General features: G+C 62.8%; 18 protein-coding genes. 6 read left to right on the plus strand and 12 right to left on the minus strand.

The features are described 5' to 3' along the window. Positions 1–438 precede the first annotated feature (438 nt). Together D886_RS0106655 and D886_RS0106660 are read left to right on the plus strand one after the other, a co-directional pair. On the plus strand, positions 439–1,803 hold the full coding sequence (locus tag D886_RS0106655; RefSeq protein WP_027593149.1) for a glutamine synthetase family protein: 1,365 nt from the start codon (positions 439–441) through the stop codon (positions 1,801–1,803). A 25-nt stretch (positions 1,804–1,828) separates the two neighbouring features. Beyond that, complete coding sequence (locus tag D886_RS0106660) at positions 1,829–3,136, plus strand: FAD-binding oxidoreductase (protein ID WP_027593150.1); 1,308 nt, start codon at positions 1,829–1,831, stop codon at positions 3,134–3,136. Positions 3,137–3,239: 103 nt separating this feature from the next. On the opposite strand, the gene fadD1 is transcribed toward D886_RS0106660, so the two are convergent. Both fadD1 and fadD2 read right to left on the minus strand, forming a co-directional pair. Beyond that, complete coding sequence (gene fadD1 / locus D886_RS0106665) at positions 3,240–4,937, minus strand: long-chain-fatty-acid--CoA ligase FadD1 (protein ID WP_027593151.1); 1,698 nt, start codon at positions 4,935–4,937, stop codon at positions 3,240–3,242. Between the two features lie 264 nt (positions 4,938–5,201). Next, positions 5,202–6,890 (minus strand): long-chain-fatty-acid--CoA ligase FadD2, encoded by a 1,689-nt coding sequence (gene fadD2 / locus D886_RS0106670; protein WP_027593152.1) that lies wholly within the window; start codon positions 6,888–6,890, stop codon positions 5,202–5,204. A 230-nt stretch (positions 6,891–7,120) separates the two neighbouring features. On the opposite strand from fadD2, the gene D886_RS0106675 reads away from it, so the two are divergent. Then, positions 7,121–8,065, plus strand: coding sequence for an alpha/beta hydrolase (locus D886_RS0106675; RefSeq protein WP_027593153.1), 945 nt, complete (start codon positions 7,121–7,123; stop codon positions 8,063–8,065). 34 nt (positions 8,066–8,099) lie between these two features. Further along, positions 8,100–8,570, plus strand: coding sequence for a MaoC family dehydratase (locus D886_RS0106680; RefSeq protein ID WP_027593154.1), 471 nt, complete (start codon positions 8,100–8,102; stop codon positions 8,568–8,570). Positions 8,571–8,703: 133 nt separating this feature from the next. On the opposite strand, the gene D886_RS0106685 is transcribed toward D886_RS0106680, so the two are convergent. From D886_RS0106685 to D886_RS0106715, 7 genes are all read right to left on the minus strand, one after another. Continuing rightward, a complete protein-coding gene (locus tag D886_RS0106685) occupies positions 8,704–9,942 on the minus strand; it encodes an RNA polymerase sigma factor (RefSeq protein ID WP_027593155.1) in 1,239 nt (412 codons plus the stop codon). Next, entirely contained in the window at positions 9,942–10,427 is a 486-nt protein-coding gene (locus tag D886_RS0106690) for an SRPBCC family protein (protein WP_027593156.1), read from the minus strand. The genes D886_RS0106685 and D886_RS0106690 overlap by 1 nt, the downstream gene beginning before the upstream one ends. Positions 10,428–10,448: 21 nt before the next feature. Beyond that, positions 10,449–10,793 (minus strand): YciI family protein, encoded by a 345-nt coding sequence (locus tag D886_RS0106695; RefSeq protein ID WP_027593157.1) that lies wholly within the window; start codon positions 10,791–10,793, stop codon positions 10,449–10,451. Positions 10,794–10,837: 44 nt separating this feature from the next. Continuing rightward, complete coding sequence (locus D886_RS0106700) at positions 10,838–11,263, minus strand: nuclear transport factor 2 family protein (protein WP_027593158.1); 426 nt, start codon at positions 11,261–11,263, stop codon at positions 10,838–10,840. A 232-nt stretch (positions 11,264–11,495) separates the two neighbouring features. Further along, positions 11,496–12,140 carry a LysE family translocator gene (locus D886_RS0106705; RefSeq protein ID WP_027593159.1) on the minus strand — a complete coding sequence of 215 codons (645 nt, stop codon included), beginning with the start codon at positions 12,138–12,140 and terminating at the stop codon, positions 11,496–11,498. Positions 12,141–12,219: 79 nt separating this feature from the next. Further along, on the minus strand, positions 12,220–12,552 hold the full coding sequence (locus tag D886_RS0106710; RefSeq protein ID WP_008098794.1) for a type II toxin-antitoxin system HicB family antitoxin: 333 nt from the start codon (positions 12,550–12,552) through the stop codon (positions 12,220–12,222). Between the two features lie 54 nt (positions 12,553–12,606). Then, on the minus strand, positions 12,607–13,572 hold the full coding sequence (locus D886_RS0106715) for a threonine dehydratase (protein WP_027593160.1): 966 nt from the start codon (positions 13,570–13,572) through the stop codon (positions 12,607–12,609). Positions 13,573–13,648: 76 nt separating this feature from the next. Between D886_RS0106715 and D886_RS0106720 the strand changes: the two genes are divergently transcribed. Continuing rightward, on the plus strand, positions 13,649–15,010 hold the full coding sequence (locus tag D886_RS0106720) for a PLP-dependent aminotransferase family protein (RefSeq protein WP_081717461.1): 1,362 nt from the start codon (positions 13,649–13,651) through the stop codon (positions 15,008–15,010). Between the two features lie 66 nt (positions 15,011–15,076). Here D886_RS0106720 and D886_RS0106725 read toward each other — a convergent pair whose 3' ends face one another. Further along, positions 15,077–15,334 carry a DUF2790 domain-containing protein gene (locus tag D886_RS0106725; RefSeq protein ID WP_027593162.1) on the minus strand — a complete coding sequence of 86 codons (258 nt, stop codon included), beginning with the start codon at positions 15,332–15,334 and terminating at the stop codon, positions 15,077–15,079. A 340-nt stretch (positions 15,335–15,674) separates the two neighbouring features. Between D886_RS0106725 and D886_RS0106730 the strand changes: the two genes are divergently transcribed. Further along, positions 15,675–16,079 (plus strand): GNAT family N-acetyltransferase, encoded by a 405-nt coding sequence (locus D886_RS0106730; protein WP_033694003.1) that lies wholly within the window; start codon positions 15,675–15,677, stop codon positions 16,077–16,079. Here D886_RS0106730 and def read toward each other — a convergent pair. Both def and D886_RS0106740 read right to left on the minus strand, forming a co-directional pair. Further along, positions 16,034–16,570, minus strand: coding sequence for a peptide deformylase (def, locus tag D886_RS0106735; protein ID WP_027593164.1), 537 nt, complete (start codon positions 16,568–16,570; stop codon positions 16,034–16,036). The genes D886_RS0106730 and def overlap by 46 nt on opposite strands. Next, positions 16,567–17,520, minus strand: a complete 954-nt coding sequence (locus D886_RS0106740; RefSeq protein WP_027593165.1) for a YihY/virulence factor BrkB family protein — start codon at positions 17,518–17,520, stop codon at positions 16,567–16,569. Before D886_RS0106740 ends, def begins: the two co-directional genes overlap by 4 nt. Positions 17,521–17,539: the final 19 nt, after the last annotated feature.

A 17,539-nucleotide genomic window follows, 5' to 3' on the forward strand; every position in this document is an offset into this window, starting at 1 on the left:
GGAGCAGCCTTGTGCTGCGAAGAGGCCGGTGACAACAAAGGTGATGTCGGTTGCTATCACCGGCCTCTTCGCAGCGCAAGGCTGCTCCTACAACGATCAGGCAGGCGCGCTATGTTTAGTGAAGGCTGATGTAAAGGTTGCCATTCACTGCTTTAATCAACCTTACGCCGCATGTGAGTATCAAAGGCATGACTCCCGCCCAGCCTATCGCCCCACCGTCGTCCCGCCCTTCGCTGCCGAAGGCCAGGAGCCGTGCTGGGGAAAATCCGCTGGTCCACATCATCCTCGCCTTCTGGGCTTTGTGGCACTGCCGTCACGCGCGCCCACCGGACACTTCGCTCACGCCATTGTGACCCAACCCGGCCACCGCCTGGCCGTTTGACTCAACTGGGCCGCCAGCATGCGCGGTGGCCCTGTGCACCCGTGAGCGAATTCATCATGCACTTTGCACCCGTAGAGCACGCCAGCCAATTCCTGGCCGACAACCCCGATATCGAGCTGTTCGAGCTGTTCATCCTCGACGCCAATGGCGTCCCCCGCGGCAAGCTGCTGCACCGCGAGGAACTGCTGGCGGTCTACCAGACCGGCCGCCCGCTGCCCAGCACCATCCTGGGCCTGACCCTCAATGGCGATGACGTCGAAAACTCTGGCCTGGTCTGGGACGTTGGCGACATCGACTGCCGCGCCTACCCGCTGGAAGGCAGCTTGGTGCGCCTGCCCTGGCGGCGCGTACCCACCGCCGCAGTGCAGGTCAGCATGCACCCCAGCGAAGGCCTGCCGGCGAGCATTGCCGACCCACGCCATGTGTTGCTGCGCACTGTCGAAGCGCTCAAGGCCGATGGCTACCACCCGGTGATGGCGTGTGAGCTGGAGTTCTACCTGCTCGACCAAAAACGCGATGCCCAGGGCCGCCCGCAGCCGGCCCTGGACAACGACGGTGGGCGCCCGCGCAGTACGCAGGTGTATGGCCTGCGTGAACTGGAACAGATCGAGCCCTTCCTCGCCGACCTTTACGCCGCGTGCAAAGCCCAGGGTATCCCGGCCCGCACGGCGATCTCCGAGTACGCACCTGGCCAGGTGGAAATCACCCTTGAGCACGGCGATGCGCTGCTGGCCATGGACCAGGCCGTGCGCTACAAGCGCCTGGTCAAAGGCGTGGCCCATGCGCATGGCATGCAGGCTTGTTTCATGGCCAAACCCTTTGCACAACTGGCCGGCACCGGCATGCACATGCACCTGAGCCTGGCCGACAGCGCTGGCAACAACCTGTTCGCCAGCGAGGACAAGGCCGGTACGCCGTTGCTGCGCCAAGCGGTGGCCGGCATGCTGCGCCACCTGCACGATTCGCTGCTGCTGTTTTGCCCCAATGCCAACTCGTTCCGCCGCTTCCAGGCCAACAGCTACGCGCCACTGGCGCCCACCTGGGGCGTCGACAACCGCACGGTCAGCCTGCGCGTACCGGGCGGCCCGGCCAACAGCCGACACGTGGAGCACCGCATCTGCGGTGCCGATGCCAACCCGTACCTGGCCGCAGCGGCCATCCTCGCCGCCAGCCACCGCGGCATCCGTGAACAGCTGGACCCCGGCGCCCCCGTTGAAGGCAACGGCTATGCCCAGGCCACCGAGCACTTGCCCACCGACTGGCTGACCGCCCTGGATGCTCTGCAGCATTCGGACTGGGCCCGAGAGGCACTGGGCGCTGAATTTCTTGGGGTGTACCTGAAGGTCAAGCGCGCCGAGTACCGCCAGTTCATGGCCGAAGTCAGCGAACAGGACTGGCGCTGGTACCTGCACCAGGCCTGAGCCCCATTCATAACAAGGAACACCCATGAACGCAGTATTGAACAAGGGACCGGCCCAACGCGCGCCGTCTTATTACAGCGCCACCCTCAATGACCACACGCAGTACCCGACCCTCAAGGGCACCGTGCACGTCGACGTGGCCATCATCGGCGGTGGGTTCACCGGCGTGGCCACCGCTGTGGAATTGGCCGAGCGCGGCCTGAAGGTGGCCATTGTCGAAACCAACCGCATCGGCTGGGGCGCCAGTGGGCGCAATGGCGGCCAGGTGACCGGCAGCTTGTCGGGCGACGAAGCCATGCGCACGCAAATGCGCGATCGCCTGGGCAGCGAGGTGGATGATTTTATCTGGCACCTGCGCTGGCGCGGGCACCAGGTCATCGAGCAACGGGTGGCACGCTACGGCATCGACTGCGACCTCAAGCGCGGCCACCTGCATGCCGCGATGAAGCCGTCGCACTTGAACGAACTGCGCGGTTTCGCGGCCGAGGCAGAGCGTCGCGGCATGGGCGATCAGGTCGAGATGCTCGACCGCAGCGCCATGGCCCAGCACCTGCAGAGCCCGCTGTACCTGGGCGCCTTGAAAAACCGCCGCAACCTGCACCTGCACCCGCTCAACCTGTGCCTGGGCGAGGCCCGCGCCGCCCACAGCCTGGGCGCGTTGATCTTCGAGCATTCAGAGGTGCTGGACATCGTCCACGGCCCGCGCCCGGCAGTGGTGACCGCCGAGGGGCGCATCGAAGCCCGCCAGGTGATGCTGGCCGGCGATGTCTACCACAAGCTGGAGCAACGCACGCTCAAGGGCAAGATTTTCCCGGCCATGGGCGGCATCGTTACCACAGCGCCGCTGGGTGAACTGGCCGAGCAGATCAACCCGCAGGACCTGGCGGTGTATGACTGCCGCTTTGTCCTCGACTATTACCGCCTGACCGCCGACAAGCGCTTGCTGTTTGGCGGCGGCGCCAACTACTCCGGGCGTGATTCACGCGACATCGAAGGTGAACTACGGCCCTGCATCGAACGCACCTTCCCGGCGCTCAAAGGGGTGCCGATCGAGTTCCAGTGGAGTTGCGCCATGGGCATCGTGGTCAACCGCATCCCGCAATTGGGCAAGCTCTCGGACAATGTCTGGTACTGCCAGGGTTACTCCGGGCATGGCATTGCCACCAGCCACATCATGGGCGAGATCATGGCCGAAGCGCTGACCGGGACACTGGAGAAGTTCGACACTTTCGCGCAGTGCAAGCACGTGCGGGTGCCGATGGGGGACTTGCTGGGGAATCCGCTGTTGGCGGCAGGGATGTGGTACTACCAGATGCTCGAGAAATTGCGCTGATTTCAGCGGCCCTTTCGCGGGCAAGCCCGCTCCTACAGTGAGATACCTGTGGGAGCGGGCTTGCCCCGCGAAAGGGCCAGCAAAGCCAGCCCAGAATACAGCCTCAAGCGATCTTCTTGAGCCCTTGCTTCTTCAGCTCTTCATCGCGCAACTCACGGCGCAGGATCTTGCCCACGTTGGTGGTCGGCAACGTATCGCGGAACTCGATGTAGCGCGGCACCTTGTAGCCGGTGACGTTGGCACGCATGTGCTCCATCACCTGCTCCTTGGTCACGGTCATGCCCGGCTTGACCACGATGAACATCTTGATCACTTCGCCCGACTTTTCGTCCGGCACGCCGATGGCCGCACACTGCAGCACACCTGGCAGGCCGGCCAGCACGTCTTCCAGCTCGTTGGGGTACACGTTGAAACCGGAGACCAGGATCATGTCCTTCTTGCGGTCGACGATACGCATGTAGCCGTCCGGCTGGATCAACGCGATGTCGCCGGTCTTGAGCCAACCCGCGCTGTCGAGAATCTCGGCGGTGGCGTCTTCGCGCTGCCAGTAGCCCTTCATCACTTGCGGGCCCTTGATGCACAGCTCACCCACCTCGCCCAGCGGCAGTTCATTGCCACTGTCGTCGATGATCTTGCACAGCGTCGAAGGCACCGGAATACCGATGGTGCCAACCTGGTTGGCCTCGGACGGGTTGACGGCGGCCACCGGGCTGGTTTCGGTCATGCCGTAACCTTCGCAGATGGCGCAACCGGTAACGGCCTTCCAGCGCTCGGCCACGCTCAATTGCAGGGCCATGCCGCCAGACAAGGTGATTTTCAGCGCAGAGAAGTCCAGCGCGCGGAACCCCTCGTTGTTGCACAGGGCGACGAACAAGGTGTTGAGGCCAACGAAGCCGCTGAATTTCCACTTGCTCAGCTCTTTGACCATCGCCGGCAAATCACGCGGGTTGCTGATCAGCACGTTGTGGTTGCCGATCAGCATCATCGCCATGCAATGGAAGGTAAAGGCATAGATGTGGTAAAGCGGCAGCGGTGTGATCAGGATTTCGCAGCCTTCATGCAGGTTCGAGCCCATCAGCGCCCGGCATTGCAGCATGTTGGCCACCAGGTTGCGGTGGGTCAGCATCGCGCCCTTGGCCACGCCCGTGGTACCGCCAGTGTATTGCAGCACGGCGACATCATTGGGTTGCGGGTTGGCCTCGGTGACCGGCTGGCCCTTGCCCAGCGCCAGGGTGTCGTTGAAGCGCACAGCACGCGGCAGGTCATAGGCCGGCACCATCTTCTTCACGTACTTGATCACACTGTTGATCAGCAGGCGCTTGAGCGGCGGCAGCAGGTCGGCCACTTCGGTGACGATGACATGCTTGACCTGGGTCTTGGGCACTACTTTTTCGGCCAGGTGGGCCATGTTGGCCAGGCACACCAGCGCCTTGGCACCGGAATCGTTGAACTGGTGCTCCATCTCCCGCGTGGTATACAGCGGGTTGGTATTGACCACGATCAGCCCTGCACGCATGGCGCCGAATACCGCTACCGGGTATTGCAGGACGTTTGGCAGTTGCACGGCAATGCGATCACCCGGTTTCAGGTCGGTGTGTTGCTGCAGCCAGGCGGCAAACGCCCCCGACAGCGCATACAGTTCGCCATAGGTGATAGTCTTGCCCAGGTTGCTAAAGGCCGGTTTGTCGGCAAAGCGTTGGCAGGATTGCTTGAGTACCGCCTGGATATTGGGGAATTCGTCAGGATTGATTTCCGCCGTAATCCCGGCTGGGTATTTATCCTTCCAAAAATGTTCGATCATGGAAGCCCACTCCTTCAGCAACAGCGAAGTTCGATTCACGCGTCGATGCGCTTATTATTGATATGTGATGGCGGCTTATTGCAAACCGGATCATCTGAAAGCGGCCCGAGAGTAACAGCTTTGCCAGGGGTCGCCTAGAGGCCAAAACAGGCCTCACGGTCACAAAAATGACTCAATGAACGATACAAGTCATTTTTAGAGTATTTATCCAAAATGTCGCAAAACGGGCCAAAAGGCCCGTTCCAGAGGCGCCCTGCATCCCTGTCAGGCGATGTCACGCAACTCGCGACGCAGGATCTTGCCCACCGGGGTCATCGGCAGCGACTCGCGCAGCACGATGTGCTTGGGCACTTTGTAGCCGGTGAAATTGGCTTTGCAGTACGCCTTCAGTTCATCGATGCTCAAGCCGCCCTCGCGCGGCACCACGAACAGTTTCACCGCCTCGCCAGAACGCTCGTCCGGCACACCGATGGCCGCGCAGTTGGCCACCTGCGGATGGCCCATGATCACGTCCTCGATTTCGTTGGGGTACACGTTGAAACCCGAGACGATGATCATGTCCTTCTTGCGGTCGACGATGCGGGTAAAGCCATCCGGGTCGATCACCGCGATATCACCCGTCTTCAGCCAGCCTTGTGCGTCCAGGGTCTGCGCGGTGGCCTCGGGTTGCTGCCAATAGCCCTTCATCACCTGCGGGCCCTTGATGCACAGTTCACCCCGCTCACCCACCGGCAGCTCGTTGCCGTCGTCGTCGATTACCTTGAACGCCGTGCCTGCCACCGGGATACCCACCGTACCCAGCCGCGCCAACTGGCCATAAGGGTTGGTACTGGCGACCGGCGAGGTTTCGGTCAGGCCATACCCTTCGACGATGCGGCAGCCCGTGAGGCTCTCCCAGCGCTCGGCGGTGGCCTTGACCAGCGCGGTGCCACCGGAGTTGGTGACCTTCAGCGCAGAAAAATCCAGGTGCCGGAAGCCGGGGTGGTCCATCAGCGCGACGAACAGCGTGTTGAGCCCCAGCAGGCCGGAAAAACGCCACTTGCCCAGCTCCTTGATGAAGCCGGCAATGTCTCGCGGGTTGGTGATCAGCACATTGTGGTTGCCGGTGACCATCATGCACATGCAGTTCGCGGTAAAGGCATAGATGTGATAAAGCGGCAGCGGCGCGATCATCACCTCCTGGCCTTCTTTGATCATCTTCTGCCCGTCTGGCCCATGCTGCGAGAAACACGCCAGCACTTGGAGCATGTTGGCCACCAGGTTGGCATGGGTGAGCATCGCGCCCTTGGCCAGGCCGGTGGTGCCGCCGGTGTATTGCAGCACGGCGATATCGTCCAGGCTCAGCGGCACCGGCTTGTGGCTGAGCGAGCGGCCCTCGCGCAGTACCTGCTTGAATGACACCGCCTGGGGCAATTGATAGGCCGGCACCATCTTCTTCAGCTTGTCGACCACGGTGTTGATCAGCCAGCCCTTGGCGGCGGGCAGCAGGTCGCCCATCTTCGCCTCGATCAAATACTCGATACAGGTATCGGGCAGCACCTCCTGCACGCGCTTGCCGAACATGTTCAGGTAGACCAGCGCGCGGGCGCCGGAGTCCTTGAACTGGTGGCGCATTTCACGCTCGGTGTAGAGCGGGTTGGTGTTGACCACGATCAGCCCGGCACGCAACGCGCCGAAGACCGCGATCGGGTACTGCAGGACGTTGGGCATCTGCACGGCGATGCGGTCGCCCGGTACCAGGTCGGTGTGCTGCTGCAGCCAGGCGGCAAAGGCCGCCGAATGGCGTTCCAGCTCGGCGTAGGTCAGGGTCACGCCCAGGTTGCTGAACGCCGGGCGGTCGGCGAAGCGCTTGCAAGAGCGCTCGAACACCTCGACGACGGAGGTGTAGGCATGGATGTCGATGGTGGAAGGCACGCCCGCCGGGCGCTTGTCATTCCAGAAGTCGGCTTGCATTTATTATTGTTCCTCTGCCTGGACCTGCTGCGGGGGGTGTAGCGGGTCGTTTAGTCCTTTGACCTGATCGCCAATGGCAAACAGGCGTTTAACCGACGTTAGCAGGTAAGCCCAAGGCGGCATATACGCCAAGCTCCGCCATTAACATTGTGAATCTTATTTGTGCCCTTCCTGCAATCCAGCCGGTTGCGCATACACTGTGCTCGTACCCCCCGCGCAAAGGACCGGCCATGCCCCACGACGCCTTCTGGCTGCCCGCCAGCGAGCATTGCAGCCTGTACGTACACCAATGGCTGCCGGCCACGCCGGTCAAGGCCGTGGTGCTGCTGGCCCATGGCATGGCCGAGCACGCCGGGCGCTACCAGCGCCTGGGCCATGCGCTGAGCGAGGCCGGCTTCGCCCTGTTCGCCCCCGACCTGCGCGGCCACGGGCGCACCGCCGAACTGGGCAGCCTCGGCCTGTTCGCCCGCCATCATGGCTGGAATGCCGTGGTCAATGACCTCGGCTTGCTCGCCCAGCACATCGGCCAGCAATACCCCTGCACGCCGCTGTTCCTGTTCGGCCACAGCATGGGCAGCTACATTGCCCAGGCGTACCTGCTGCACCACAGCGCCAGCCTGCACGGGGCGATCCTCAGCGGCTCGAACTTCCAGCCCGCGGCGCTGTACCGCGTGGCGCGGCTGCTCGCCCGGGTCGAGGCCTGGCGCCAAGGGCCGCTGGGCAAGAGCGCGCTGATCGAGTGGCTGTCGTTCGGCTCGTTCAACAAAGCCTTCAAGCCAAACCGCACCGCCTTCGACTGGCTGAGCCGCGACCCTGGCGAAGTGGACCTGTACGTGAATGACCCCCTGTGTGGCTTTCGCTGCAGCAACCAGTTGTGGCTCGACCTGCTGCAAGGCTTGGCGCAGATCAGCCGGGCAAGTAACCTCGCGCAGATCGATCCGAACCTGCCCCTGCTGGTGATTGGCGGTGAATGTGATCCGGTCAGTACCGGCAAGCGTCTCACCCATCTGGCCGACGCGTTACGCGCGACCGGCAACCAGCATGTACAGCTGCGCATCTACCCAGAGGCACGGCACGAAGTGCTCAACGAAACCAACCGTGACGAGGTCACCGCCGATATTCTCGGCTGGCTCGAACAGGCGCTGGCCCTTGGCCGCCCTGCGCGCAGTGAATGATAGCCGCCCTCGCCCACCGCTTAAGGAAGCCCCGATGTCCCAGGTCACCAACACGCCTTACGAAGCCCTTGAAGTCGGCCAGACAGCCACCTATGAAAAGTCTGTGGAAGAACGTGACATCCAGCTGTTCGCCGCGATGTCCGGTGACCACAACCCGGTGCACCTGGATGCCGAGTTCGCGGCCAAGAGCATGTTCCGTGAGCGCATTGCCCATGGCATGTTCAGCGGCGCGCTGATCAGTGCGGCGGTGGCGTGTACGCTGCCTGGCCCTGGCACCATCTACCTGGGCCAGAAGATGAGCTTCCAGAAGCCGGTGAAGATTGGCGACACCCTGACCGTGCGCCTGGTAATCCTCGAGAAGCTGCCCAAGTTCAAGGTGCGGATCGCCACCAATGTGTACAACCAGAACGATGAGCTGGTGGTCGAGGGCGAGGCCGAGATCCTGGCGCCGCGCAAGCAGCAGACGGTCGAGCTGGTATCGCCACCGAATTTCGTGGCCAGCTGATCACGTTTTTTCAGCCGGTTTTTGATGTAACCGGCACAGGCGCTATTCGCTGGCAAGCCAGCTCCCACACGGTTTGTGCAGACTCCAAACCTGTGGGAGCCGGCTTGCCGGCGATAGGACCTGTGCTGCCCGCTCATTTCAGGGCCTGGAGCCGCCGCTCGATATGCCGCCGCTCCGGCGCCTGCCGGGTCAACGCCAACGCCTGCTGCCATGCCGCACGGGCCTCTTCGACATGGCCCAGTTGAGCATGCAGCTCCGCTCTAGCCGCATGCGCCAGGTGATAGTCGTGCAGCTCACCCGCCGCCAGGATCGCTTCAACCTCTGCTAACCCCACCTGCGGCCCATCCCGTTTCGCCAGCGCCACTGCCCGGTTGAGCGCCACCACCGCCGACGGCCAATGCCGTTGCAACACGTCATACAGCCCGACGATCTCGTCCCAGTCCGTGTCATCCGCCGTGGCCGCCTCGGCATGCACCGCGGCTATCGCCGCCTGCACGGTATAGGCGCCATAGCCGCGGCTTCGCAGGGCGTGGCGCACCAGCTCACAGCCTTCTTCGATGCGCTCACGGTCCCACACGCTGCGGTCCTGCTGTTCAAGCACCACCAAGTTGCCCTGCGCGTCGATGCGCGCACGCTGCCGCGATGCCTGCAACAGCATCAGCGCCAGCAAGCCGATCACCTCCGGGTCTGGCAGCAATTGCCCCAGCAGGCGGCCGAGCCGGATCGCTTCGTCTGTCAGGTCCTGCTGCAGCAAGGCGTCGCCGGACGAGGCCGAATAGCCTTCGTTGAACACCAGGTAAATCACCCGCAGCACGCTCTCGAGGCGCTCGGGCAACTCATCGAGCGCCGGCACCTGGTAGGGGATGCCCGCGTCGCGGATCTTGGCCTTGGCGCGCACGATGCGTTGGGCGATGGTTGCCGGGCTTTGCAAAAACGCCCGGGCAATCTGCTCGGTGGTCAGGTCGCAGACCTCGCGCAGGGTCAGCGGCACCTGCGCGTCGGCGGCCAAGGCCGGGTGGCAGCAGGTAAAAATCAGCCGCAGGCGATCATCGCTGAGCAACGCTTCTTCGCTGGGGTCTTGTACCTGGCCTTCCAGCAGCATGATCAGGTCCGCCTGAGAGCGGTCGAAGCGGGCACGTCGGCGCAACGCATCAATGGCCTTGAAGCGGCCGGTCGACACCAGCCATGCCCGAGGGTTAGCGGGGATACCATCGCGCTGCCAGCGCTCAACAGCGATGAAGAACGCATCGTGCATGGCCTCCTCGGCCAGGTCGAAGTCGCCCAACAAGCGGATCAAGGTCGCCAGGATGCGCCGCGAATCGCGACGGTACACCGCCTCGACTTCGGCGCGCACCTGCGCCAGCCCTGCCATCAGTCCGGCATCCGCTGGGTCACCACCTCCACCAGGCGGTCCAGGCTTTCTCCCCAGCCTTGGTGAAAGCCCATTTCTTCATGGGCTCGGCTGTCGGCGGCGCTCCAATGCCAGGCGCGGGCGGTGTAACGGGTCTTGCCGTGCTCCTCGTCGAAGGTCACCACAGCGGTCATGAACGCTTTGTCAGAAGGTACCCAGCCCGGCCCGAAGGCGTCGGTAAACACCAGGCGCCTCGGCGCGGCAATCTCCAGGAACACGCCCTGGGTCGGGTACTCGGTGCCATCCGGGGCCCGCATCAGGGTGCGGAACAGGCCACCGACCCACAGTTGCATTTCGCATTCCGGGGTGGTCATGCCGTGCGGCCCCCACCATTGCATCAGCCACTGGGGCTCGGTCCAGGCGCGGAACACCTTGGCCGGGGGCGCGTCGATCAATCGGCTGATGGACAACTCGTGCTGCGCTTGCGCAGGGTGTGCAAGGCTCATGCTGGTGGTTCTCCGTGAGTGTCAGGGTTGCAGTTCGCGCACAGGTCGCACTTCAACGCTGCCGACCCTTGCGGCGGGGATGCCTTTGGCGATGTTCAGCGCCTCGTTCAGGTCTCGGGCATCTACCAGATAAAAGCCGGCCAGTTGTTCCTTGGTTTCGGCGAACGGGCCATCGGTGAGGCTCATGTGCCCACTGCGCACACGCACCGTGGTGGCGGTTTGCACCGGCTTGAGCGCCTCGGCCGCGAGCATGCGCCCAGCGCCCTGCAACGCCTCGGCATAGGCCATGCACTCGGCGTCTTCCGGGCTGTCGGGCAGGCTGTGCAGCAGCCCTTCGTCACAATAGACCAGGCACAGGTATTTCATGGTCGTCTCCAGGGCATTGGCAAAGTGCGTTTGGCGATATCAGATCAGGGCTTCAGATCGAACAGGGCTTTTTGCGTTTCCATGTCGAACGGTGCCGACCAGTGTTCATGGATGACTTGCCATTGCCCGCCCTGGCGACGATAGCCGACTGTGGCGCGCATGAAGCCGCATTGGCTCTCGTCGTCCGACGGGCCGCAGCGGTTCAACCAGTGCGCCAGGCCCAGGTCGCCGTCGGCGTATACGGTGAGCTCGGCCAGCTCGAAGATCATCGGGCCGGTGCACAGGCCCATGCACATTTCCCAGTGGGCCTGGTAAACAGCCTTGCCTTTGAATTGCAGGGTTTTGATGGCATCGAAGGCGACGATGTCGTCGGCATAGGGCGCAGTGATGCCGGGGATGTCACGGTCGCGCACGGCCTGCATCCAGCGGTCGATCAATTGGCGGAGTTCGTTTTCGGCTGCGGTGCTCATCGGGGGGGCCTCCGATCGTTTGTCAGGTTTGGGCACAGGTGGGGCCTGTGCTTTCAACTGTTAGTCGAACGGTAGCGGGGGAAATCGACAGGCCGGTGAAAATAAATGGGCTTGAGATTGGGTGAGGGCTACCAGGTGCTTGCCTCGGGTTATTTAGCGCCTGGGAGATCGAGCGCCGCGCGGGCGGCGCTCGATCTCCCAGGCGCTGAAAGACCCAAGGCATGCACCCTGCCTACACCCCAGGGCTGGCAAGAATGAACTCGCGATACCCCGAAACAATCACGTAAACCGCGAAATAGCAGAAAATCGCCGCCGACAGCAGGTACGACCAGGTCAGCAATCGATCCCCCAGCAATCGCCCTCCGTGGCTGGCAATGCCGCACAGGCTCAGGCACCAGACCAACCCCGCCGCAAAAAAGCCGCTGAGGAACAACCCGGCCTCCAGCAAGCTGCCACCACCGGATCGGGAAATCAGCACCCCACCGACCGCCGCGAACCACAAAATCGCGGTGGGTGAGGACATGGCCAAAAAGATCCCGCGCAAGAACTCGCGCCAGCCCGACTCCACCACCACGTCTGCCCGCGTGTCCATGTGCCCGCCGCGCCACGCCGCCAGCAGCATCTTCACTGCGAACCACACCAGCAGCGCAGAACCGCCCAGCCACAAGGTCCAGCGCACGCTTTCAAACTGCAGCAGCACGGTCATCCCGGCCAGTGCGGCAACGGCATAGATCAAATCCCCCACACAGGTCCCCAGCCCCAGCCAGAAACCCTTGAGAAAACCACGCTGCATGGCCAAGGTGATCATGGCGATGTTGGCGATGCCGATGTCCAGACACAGGGACAGGCTGAGGAGAAAACCATTGGAGAAAGGCATTGAGCACTCGATGACCGGCCAATTAAGCGCCGTAGAGCCTGCCACGAGTGATCAGGGGATGGGAAGAAGAAGTGTTCGATCAGGCAAAGGCCGCCTGCTCGAATACCTCATCCGCCCATTGGTTCAGGCTCTTGCCGGCGGCCCGGGCGGCAATGCTGGCAGCAGCGTGGACTTCTGGCCGGATACGCAGCATGACCTTGCCTGATGCCGGCTTTTCAGGGGTGATGCCCTGTTCTGCACAATCAGCGAGATAGTCCTCGAGCGCTTCACGGAAGGCTTCATGCAACTCAGGAACGGAGCTTGCGTGAAAGCTGATGATGTCGCGCATGCCAAGCACGCGACCCACGAAAATGTCGTCACGCTCATCGTATTCGATTCGGGCGGCATAGCCCTTGTAGCGCATGCAACTCATAGGCTGACTCCTGCCAAGTGCTATCAAAATACGATAGCACTTATTGCGTGTCATTCAGGATTTTTCATCACCCGCCAGCACGCGCGCATAACGCGCGCGATCCACGTTCGCCCCGCTCAGCACCACGGCCACCCGCCGGCCCACTTGCCGCTCGCGCTCCTGCATCAACGCCGCCAGCGCCGCAGCGCCCGCACCTTCGGCGGTGTTATGCGTGGCCTCGTGGTACACGCGCATGGCCTCGGCGACTTCACTGTCGCTCACCCGCACGATGCGCGCGGCATGCTCGCACACCAAGGCGAACGCCTCCGGGTGCGGTACCCGGCAGGCCATGCCATCGGCGAAGGTGTCGGCAGTGGCAGTGGTGACGATGCGCCCGCGCTCGAAGCTTTGCGCATAGGCATCGGCCGCGCTAGACACCACCCCCACGATCTCGGTCTTCAACCCCAGCAGGTTGCGTGCCTGGATCAGCCCGCAGATGCCCGACCCCATGCCGATAGGCACGTATACACAGTCCAGCTCAGACACGGCCTCGAACAGTTCCAAGGCATAGGTGGCTACCCCGCGCACCAGCTCCGGGTGAAACGATGGCACCATCATGTAGCCCAATTCGTCAGCCAGCCGGGCCGCCTCTTCACGGGCCACATCAAAATCGACACCGTGCTCTACCAGCTCGGCACCCAGGGCGCGCATGGCGGCGTTCTTCTCGGTGGAGTTGCCTTCGGGCACGACGATCACCAAGGGTATGCCCGCCTGGCGTGCGGCCAGTGCCATGCTCTGGCCATGGTTGCCGCGCGTGGCGGTGACCAGGCCACGGGGCGGCGCGCCATCCGCCAGCAGCGAACGCACGTAGACCAACCCGCCCCGCACTTTGAACGCCCCGGTGGGCGCGTGGTTTTCATGTTTCACCCACACTTGGCAGCCCAGCCGCTCGGCCAGCAAAGGCCAGGCGTGCTGGGGCGTTGCGGGTACATGCTGGTGAACGAAATCGGCGGCTTCGCGCAGGGCTTTCAAGTCAAACATGGCGATCATCCCTCATCGGTAGGTGGTTGATCCGATCCTAAGCGCCGGGCATTGTATGGGTACAACCTTATATTGCATGGGTAGCAATTTCGTGTGGATCCCAACGCTTGTGGATGATGACCAACCCCGCTACCTGGCCTTGGTCGATGCCATTGCCGACGCCATAGCGCGTGGCGAACTCAAGGTCGGCGACCGCCTGCCACCCCAGCGGCGCCTGGCCTGGAAGCTCGACCTCAACCCCAGCACCACCCAGCAGGCCTACCGTGAAGCTGCCGCGCGCCACCTGGTGGCAGGTGAAGTCGGCCGCGGCACCTACGTGCTGGCCGGCAGCAAGGAAGCGACGCTGTTTCGGCTCAAGCACCACGATGGGCAACAGCCGCTGATCGACCTGTCGACCAACGTCCCGGTGGCCGACCCGCACAATCAGGACCTGCAAAGCAGCCTGCGTAAGCTGCTGGAACGGCACGAGAGTGGCCTGCTGGATCATTACCTGGGGCCCGAGCAGTTACTGCTGGGCCGCATTCATGGCGCGCAATGGCTGGCCAATCGCGGCTTGGCCCTGCCCCCGGATGCACTGCTGCTCAGTAGCGGTGCGCAACAGGCACTGACCCTGGTGCTGCAGTCGTTCTGCCAGGCCGGTGAGCCGGTCATGCTCGAAGCCTTGACCGCACCCGGCATCAAGGCGGCCTGCCGGCAGTTGCGCTTGCCCGTGCATGGTGTGGCGTTGGACAGCCAAGGCCTGCGCCCCGACGACCTTGACCGGGTCGCCCGCGCCAGCGGTGCCCGTGTGCTGGTGACCACACCCACCCTGCACAACCCTACCGGCACCTGCATGGATGACGCTCGCCGCGAAGCGCTCGCTGCGGTCGTCAAACGCCTGGGGCTGCTGGTGATCGAGGACGATGTCTATGGCGCACTCAGCGACAGGCCGCCGCTCTATCCCCTGTTGGGCGAGCAAGGGATTTTCATCAGTAGCTTGTCCAAGACCGTGGCTGCCGGGTTGCGCCTGGGGTGGATCGTGGCCAGCCCACAGTTGCTGGCACAGGTCGACCCGCATGCCCAAGCCAGCCACTGGCCTGTATCGCCGTTGAACCTGCACATCGCCTGCCAGTGGATCGAAGACGGTACGGCTGCGCGGCGGCTGGCCTGGCAGCGGGCGGAAATTACCGAGCGTTGGCGCCTTGCGCGAAGGCTGCTGGGCGATGGGCTGTACAACACAGCGCAGCCTTCGCCTCACGCATGGTTGGCCACACCGCAGGGTGCGGAGGGGGTGGTAAGACGGTGTCGCGAGCAGGGTGTGGAAATCGTCCCGGCCAGTGTCTTCGCCATTGGTGCGACCGAGGTGCAGGCTGTGCGTATCAGCCTGTCGGCGGCGGCTAGCCGGGCCGAGCTGAAACGCGGGCTGGAGGTGGTGCGCCAGGTACTGTCCAGCCCATGACACCGAGGCCGGCCTGGCCACCTCTTCGCGACGGCTCGGCGCGAAGAGGCGGTTGGCGTTGCAGTATCAACCCTGCTGGCAACCCTCGCCCATGGCGCGGTACTGAATGGTGTGCACCTGGCCTTGGTGGTCTTCGTAGGTCATGGTCGCAGGCACTACTTCGCACACATTGGGGATGGTCGACAGGTTGATGACCCGTTTGATATCCAGGTTCATGGAGTAGTCGTATTGCTGGGCCACGGGCTCGTTGGAGACAGGTTTGACCTCATCGGCGAGGGCGAACGAGGACATACCGACCAATGCAAGAATCAGTAATGGTTTCATGTGGGTTTGCCTATAACGCAATCAAGCTGATCGATTGACTTCTAATGCCGTCACTGGCGCGGAGAAGTTGTCATCGACTGCAAAGATGACACGAAGTACCGATCCCGCTTCGTCGTACTGCTGGTGGGATGAGTAAAAGTCTACTCCCGGTTTGCAATAGTTGAACCCCGAAGTCGGATATTCACCCTTGCCGGTTTTGCAACAATCTGCGACATAATGGGTTAGGAATATTGGGCTAGAGCCTCTGGCACGTACCTGCCCAACTTGGCTGTTTAAACACGGGATACACGCCATTTCTGATTATCTGCATTGCTCCGAGTTGTCGGACACGGAGCGTCGCCTGCTCGATCACTTCTACCGCCAGCACGGCTCCCCCATGCGCGCAGCACGTGATGCTGCACTGTGGGTGGCGCGGGCCAGCGGCATCATTGCAGGCATGAGCCTGACCGCTGTCGGCGATGGCTTCTGGCTGACCGGGCTGTTCGTCGCCCCGCCACAGCGTGGCCAGGGTGTCGCCGGGCGGCTGATCGACAGTGCGTTGGCGCAAGCGGCTGGGCCGACCTGGCTGTTTTGCCACCCCGACCTTGTGCCCTTTTACCAGCGCCTGGGCTTCGACGAGTCGCAAACGCTACCCGAGCCCTTGGCCGCGCGCCTGCAGCGCTACCAACGCAGCAAGCGCCTGGTGGCCTTGGTGCGCGATCAGTCGTCGCTCGCGTCCAGCCCGGGGAACAGCACCTCGGTGTAACCGAATTTGGCGAAATCCTGGATGCGCGAGGGGTACAGCCGGCCGATCAGGTGGTCGCACTCGTGCTGCACCACACGCGCATGGAAGCCATCGGCAAAGCGGTTGATCGGGTTGCCCTGAGGGTCGAGGCCTTCGTAGCGAATGTGCTGATAACGCGGTACTACACCGCGCAGGCCAGGCACCGACAGGCAGCCCTCCCAACCGTCCTCGACCTCGCTCGACATCGGCGTGATCAGCGGGTTGAGCAGGATGGTCTGCGGCACCGGTTCGGCATCCGGGTAACGCTCGCTGCGTTCGAAGCCGAAGATGACCAGTTGCAGGTCGATGCCTATCTGCGGCGCAGCCAAACCCACTCCCCCGACATGGCGCATGGTCTCGAACATGTCGTCGATCAGTTGCTGCAGTTCAGCGCTGCCGATCATCTGCGGGGGCACGGGCGGGGCGATGCGCAGCAAGCGTTCGTCGCCCATCTTGAGAATGTCACGGATCATCGGGGATTCGGCTCGGTGGTTTGCGGCTCGACGGGGTGTTCATGGCCGAGCACAGTGATGGTTTCCTTGGGCTTATCGCCGTCGAAATCCTTTTCGCCAGGGTTCTTGCCCTCGGCCGACATGTGTTCGATCACGGCGTTCATTTCCGCGCCAAGCAACAGCACGGCTGCAGAAATGTAGAAATACAGCAACAGCACTATGATTGCACCAATGCTGCCATACATGGCGTTGTAATCGGCAAAGGTTTTCACGTAGTAGGCAAAGCCCAGGGAGGCGACGATCCACACCACCACGGCCAGCACCGAGCCTGGGGTGATGAAGCGAAACTTCTGCTTAACATCGGGCATCACGTAATAGATCAACGCCACCGCCACCATCATCAGGATGATGATCGCCGGCCAGCGCAGAATGGTCCACACCGTGACGATGACTTCCTGCATGCCGACCTGGGCGGCAATCCACTCCATCACCTGCGGCCCCAGCACCATCAACGCGGCGGCGGCCAGCAGCATGACGGCGATGCCCACGGTGTAGAAAATGGACAGCGGAATGCGCTTCCATACTGGGCGGCCTTCGGGTACGTCGTAGGCGGCGTTCATGGCGCTCATCATCAGCCGCACACCTGCCGAGGCTGTCCACAGGGCAATCACGATACCCACCGACAACAGCCCACCCTTGGACTGTTGCAACTGGTCGATCACTGGGTTCACCTGTTCCAGAGCCTGGGGCGGCAGCACCAATTCTGATTGCAGGCGCAACCAGGAGAAGAAATCTGGCAAATGCAGAAAGCCGATCAAGGCAATCAGAAACAACAGGAAGGGGAACAGCGAAAACAGCATCTGGTAGGCCAGCGCGGACGCATAGGTGGACATCTCGTCGTCAAGAAACTCTTTGACGGTGCGCACCAGCACGCGGTGCAAGGGCAAACCTTGCAGGGCGGAAAAAATCATAGCGTCTCCTTTCGCCGCT

Source organism: Pseudomonas sp. LAIL14HWK12:I7, assembly GCF_000483465.1.
GTDB lineage: Bacteria > Pseudomonadota > Gammaproteobacteria > Pseudomonadales > Pseudomonadaceae > Aquipseudomonas > Aquipseudomonas kermanshahensis.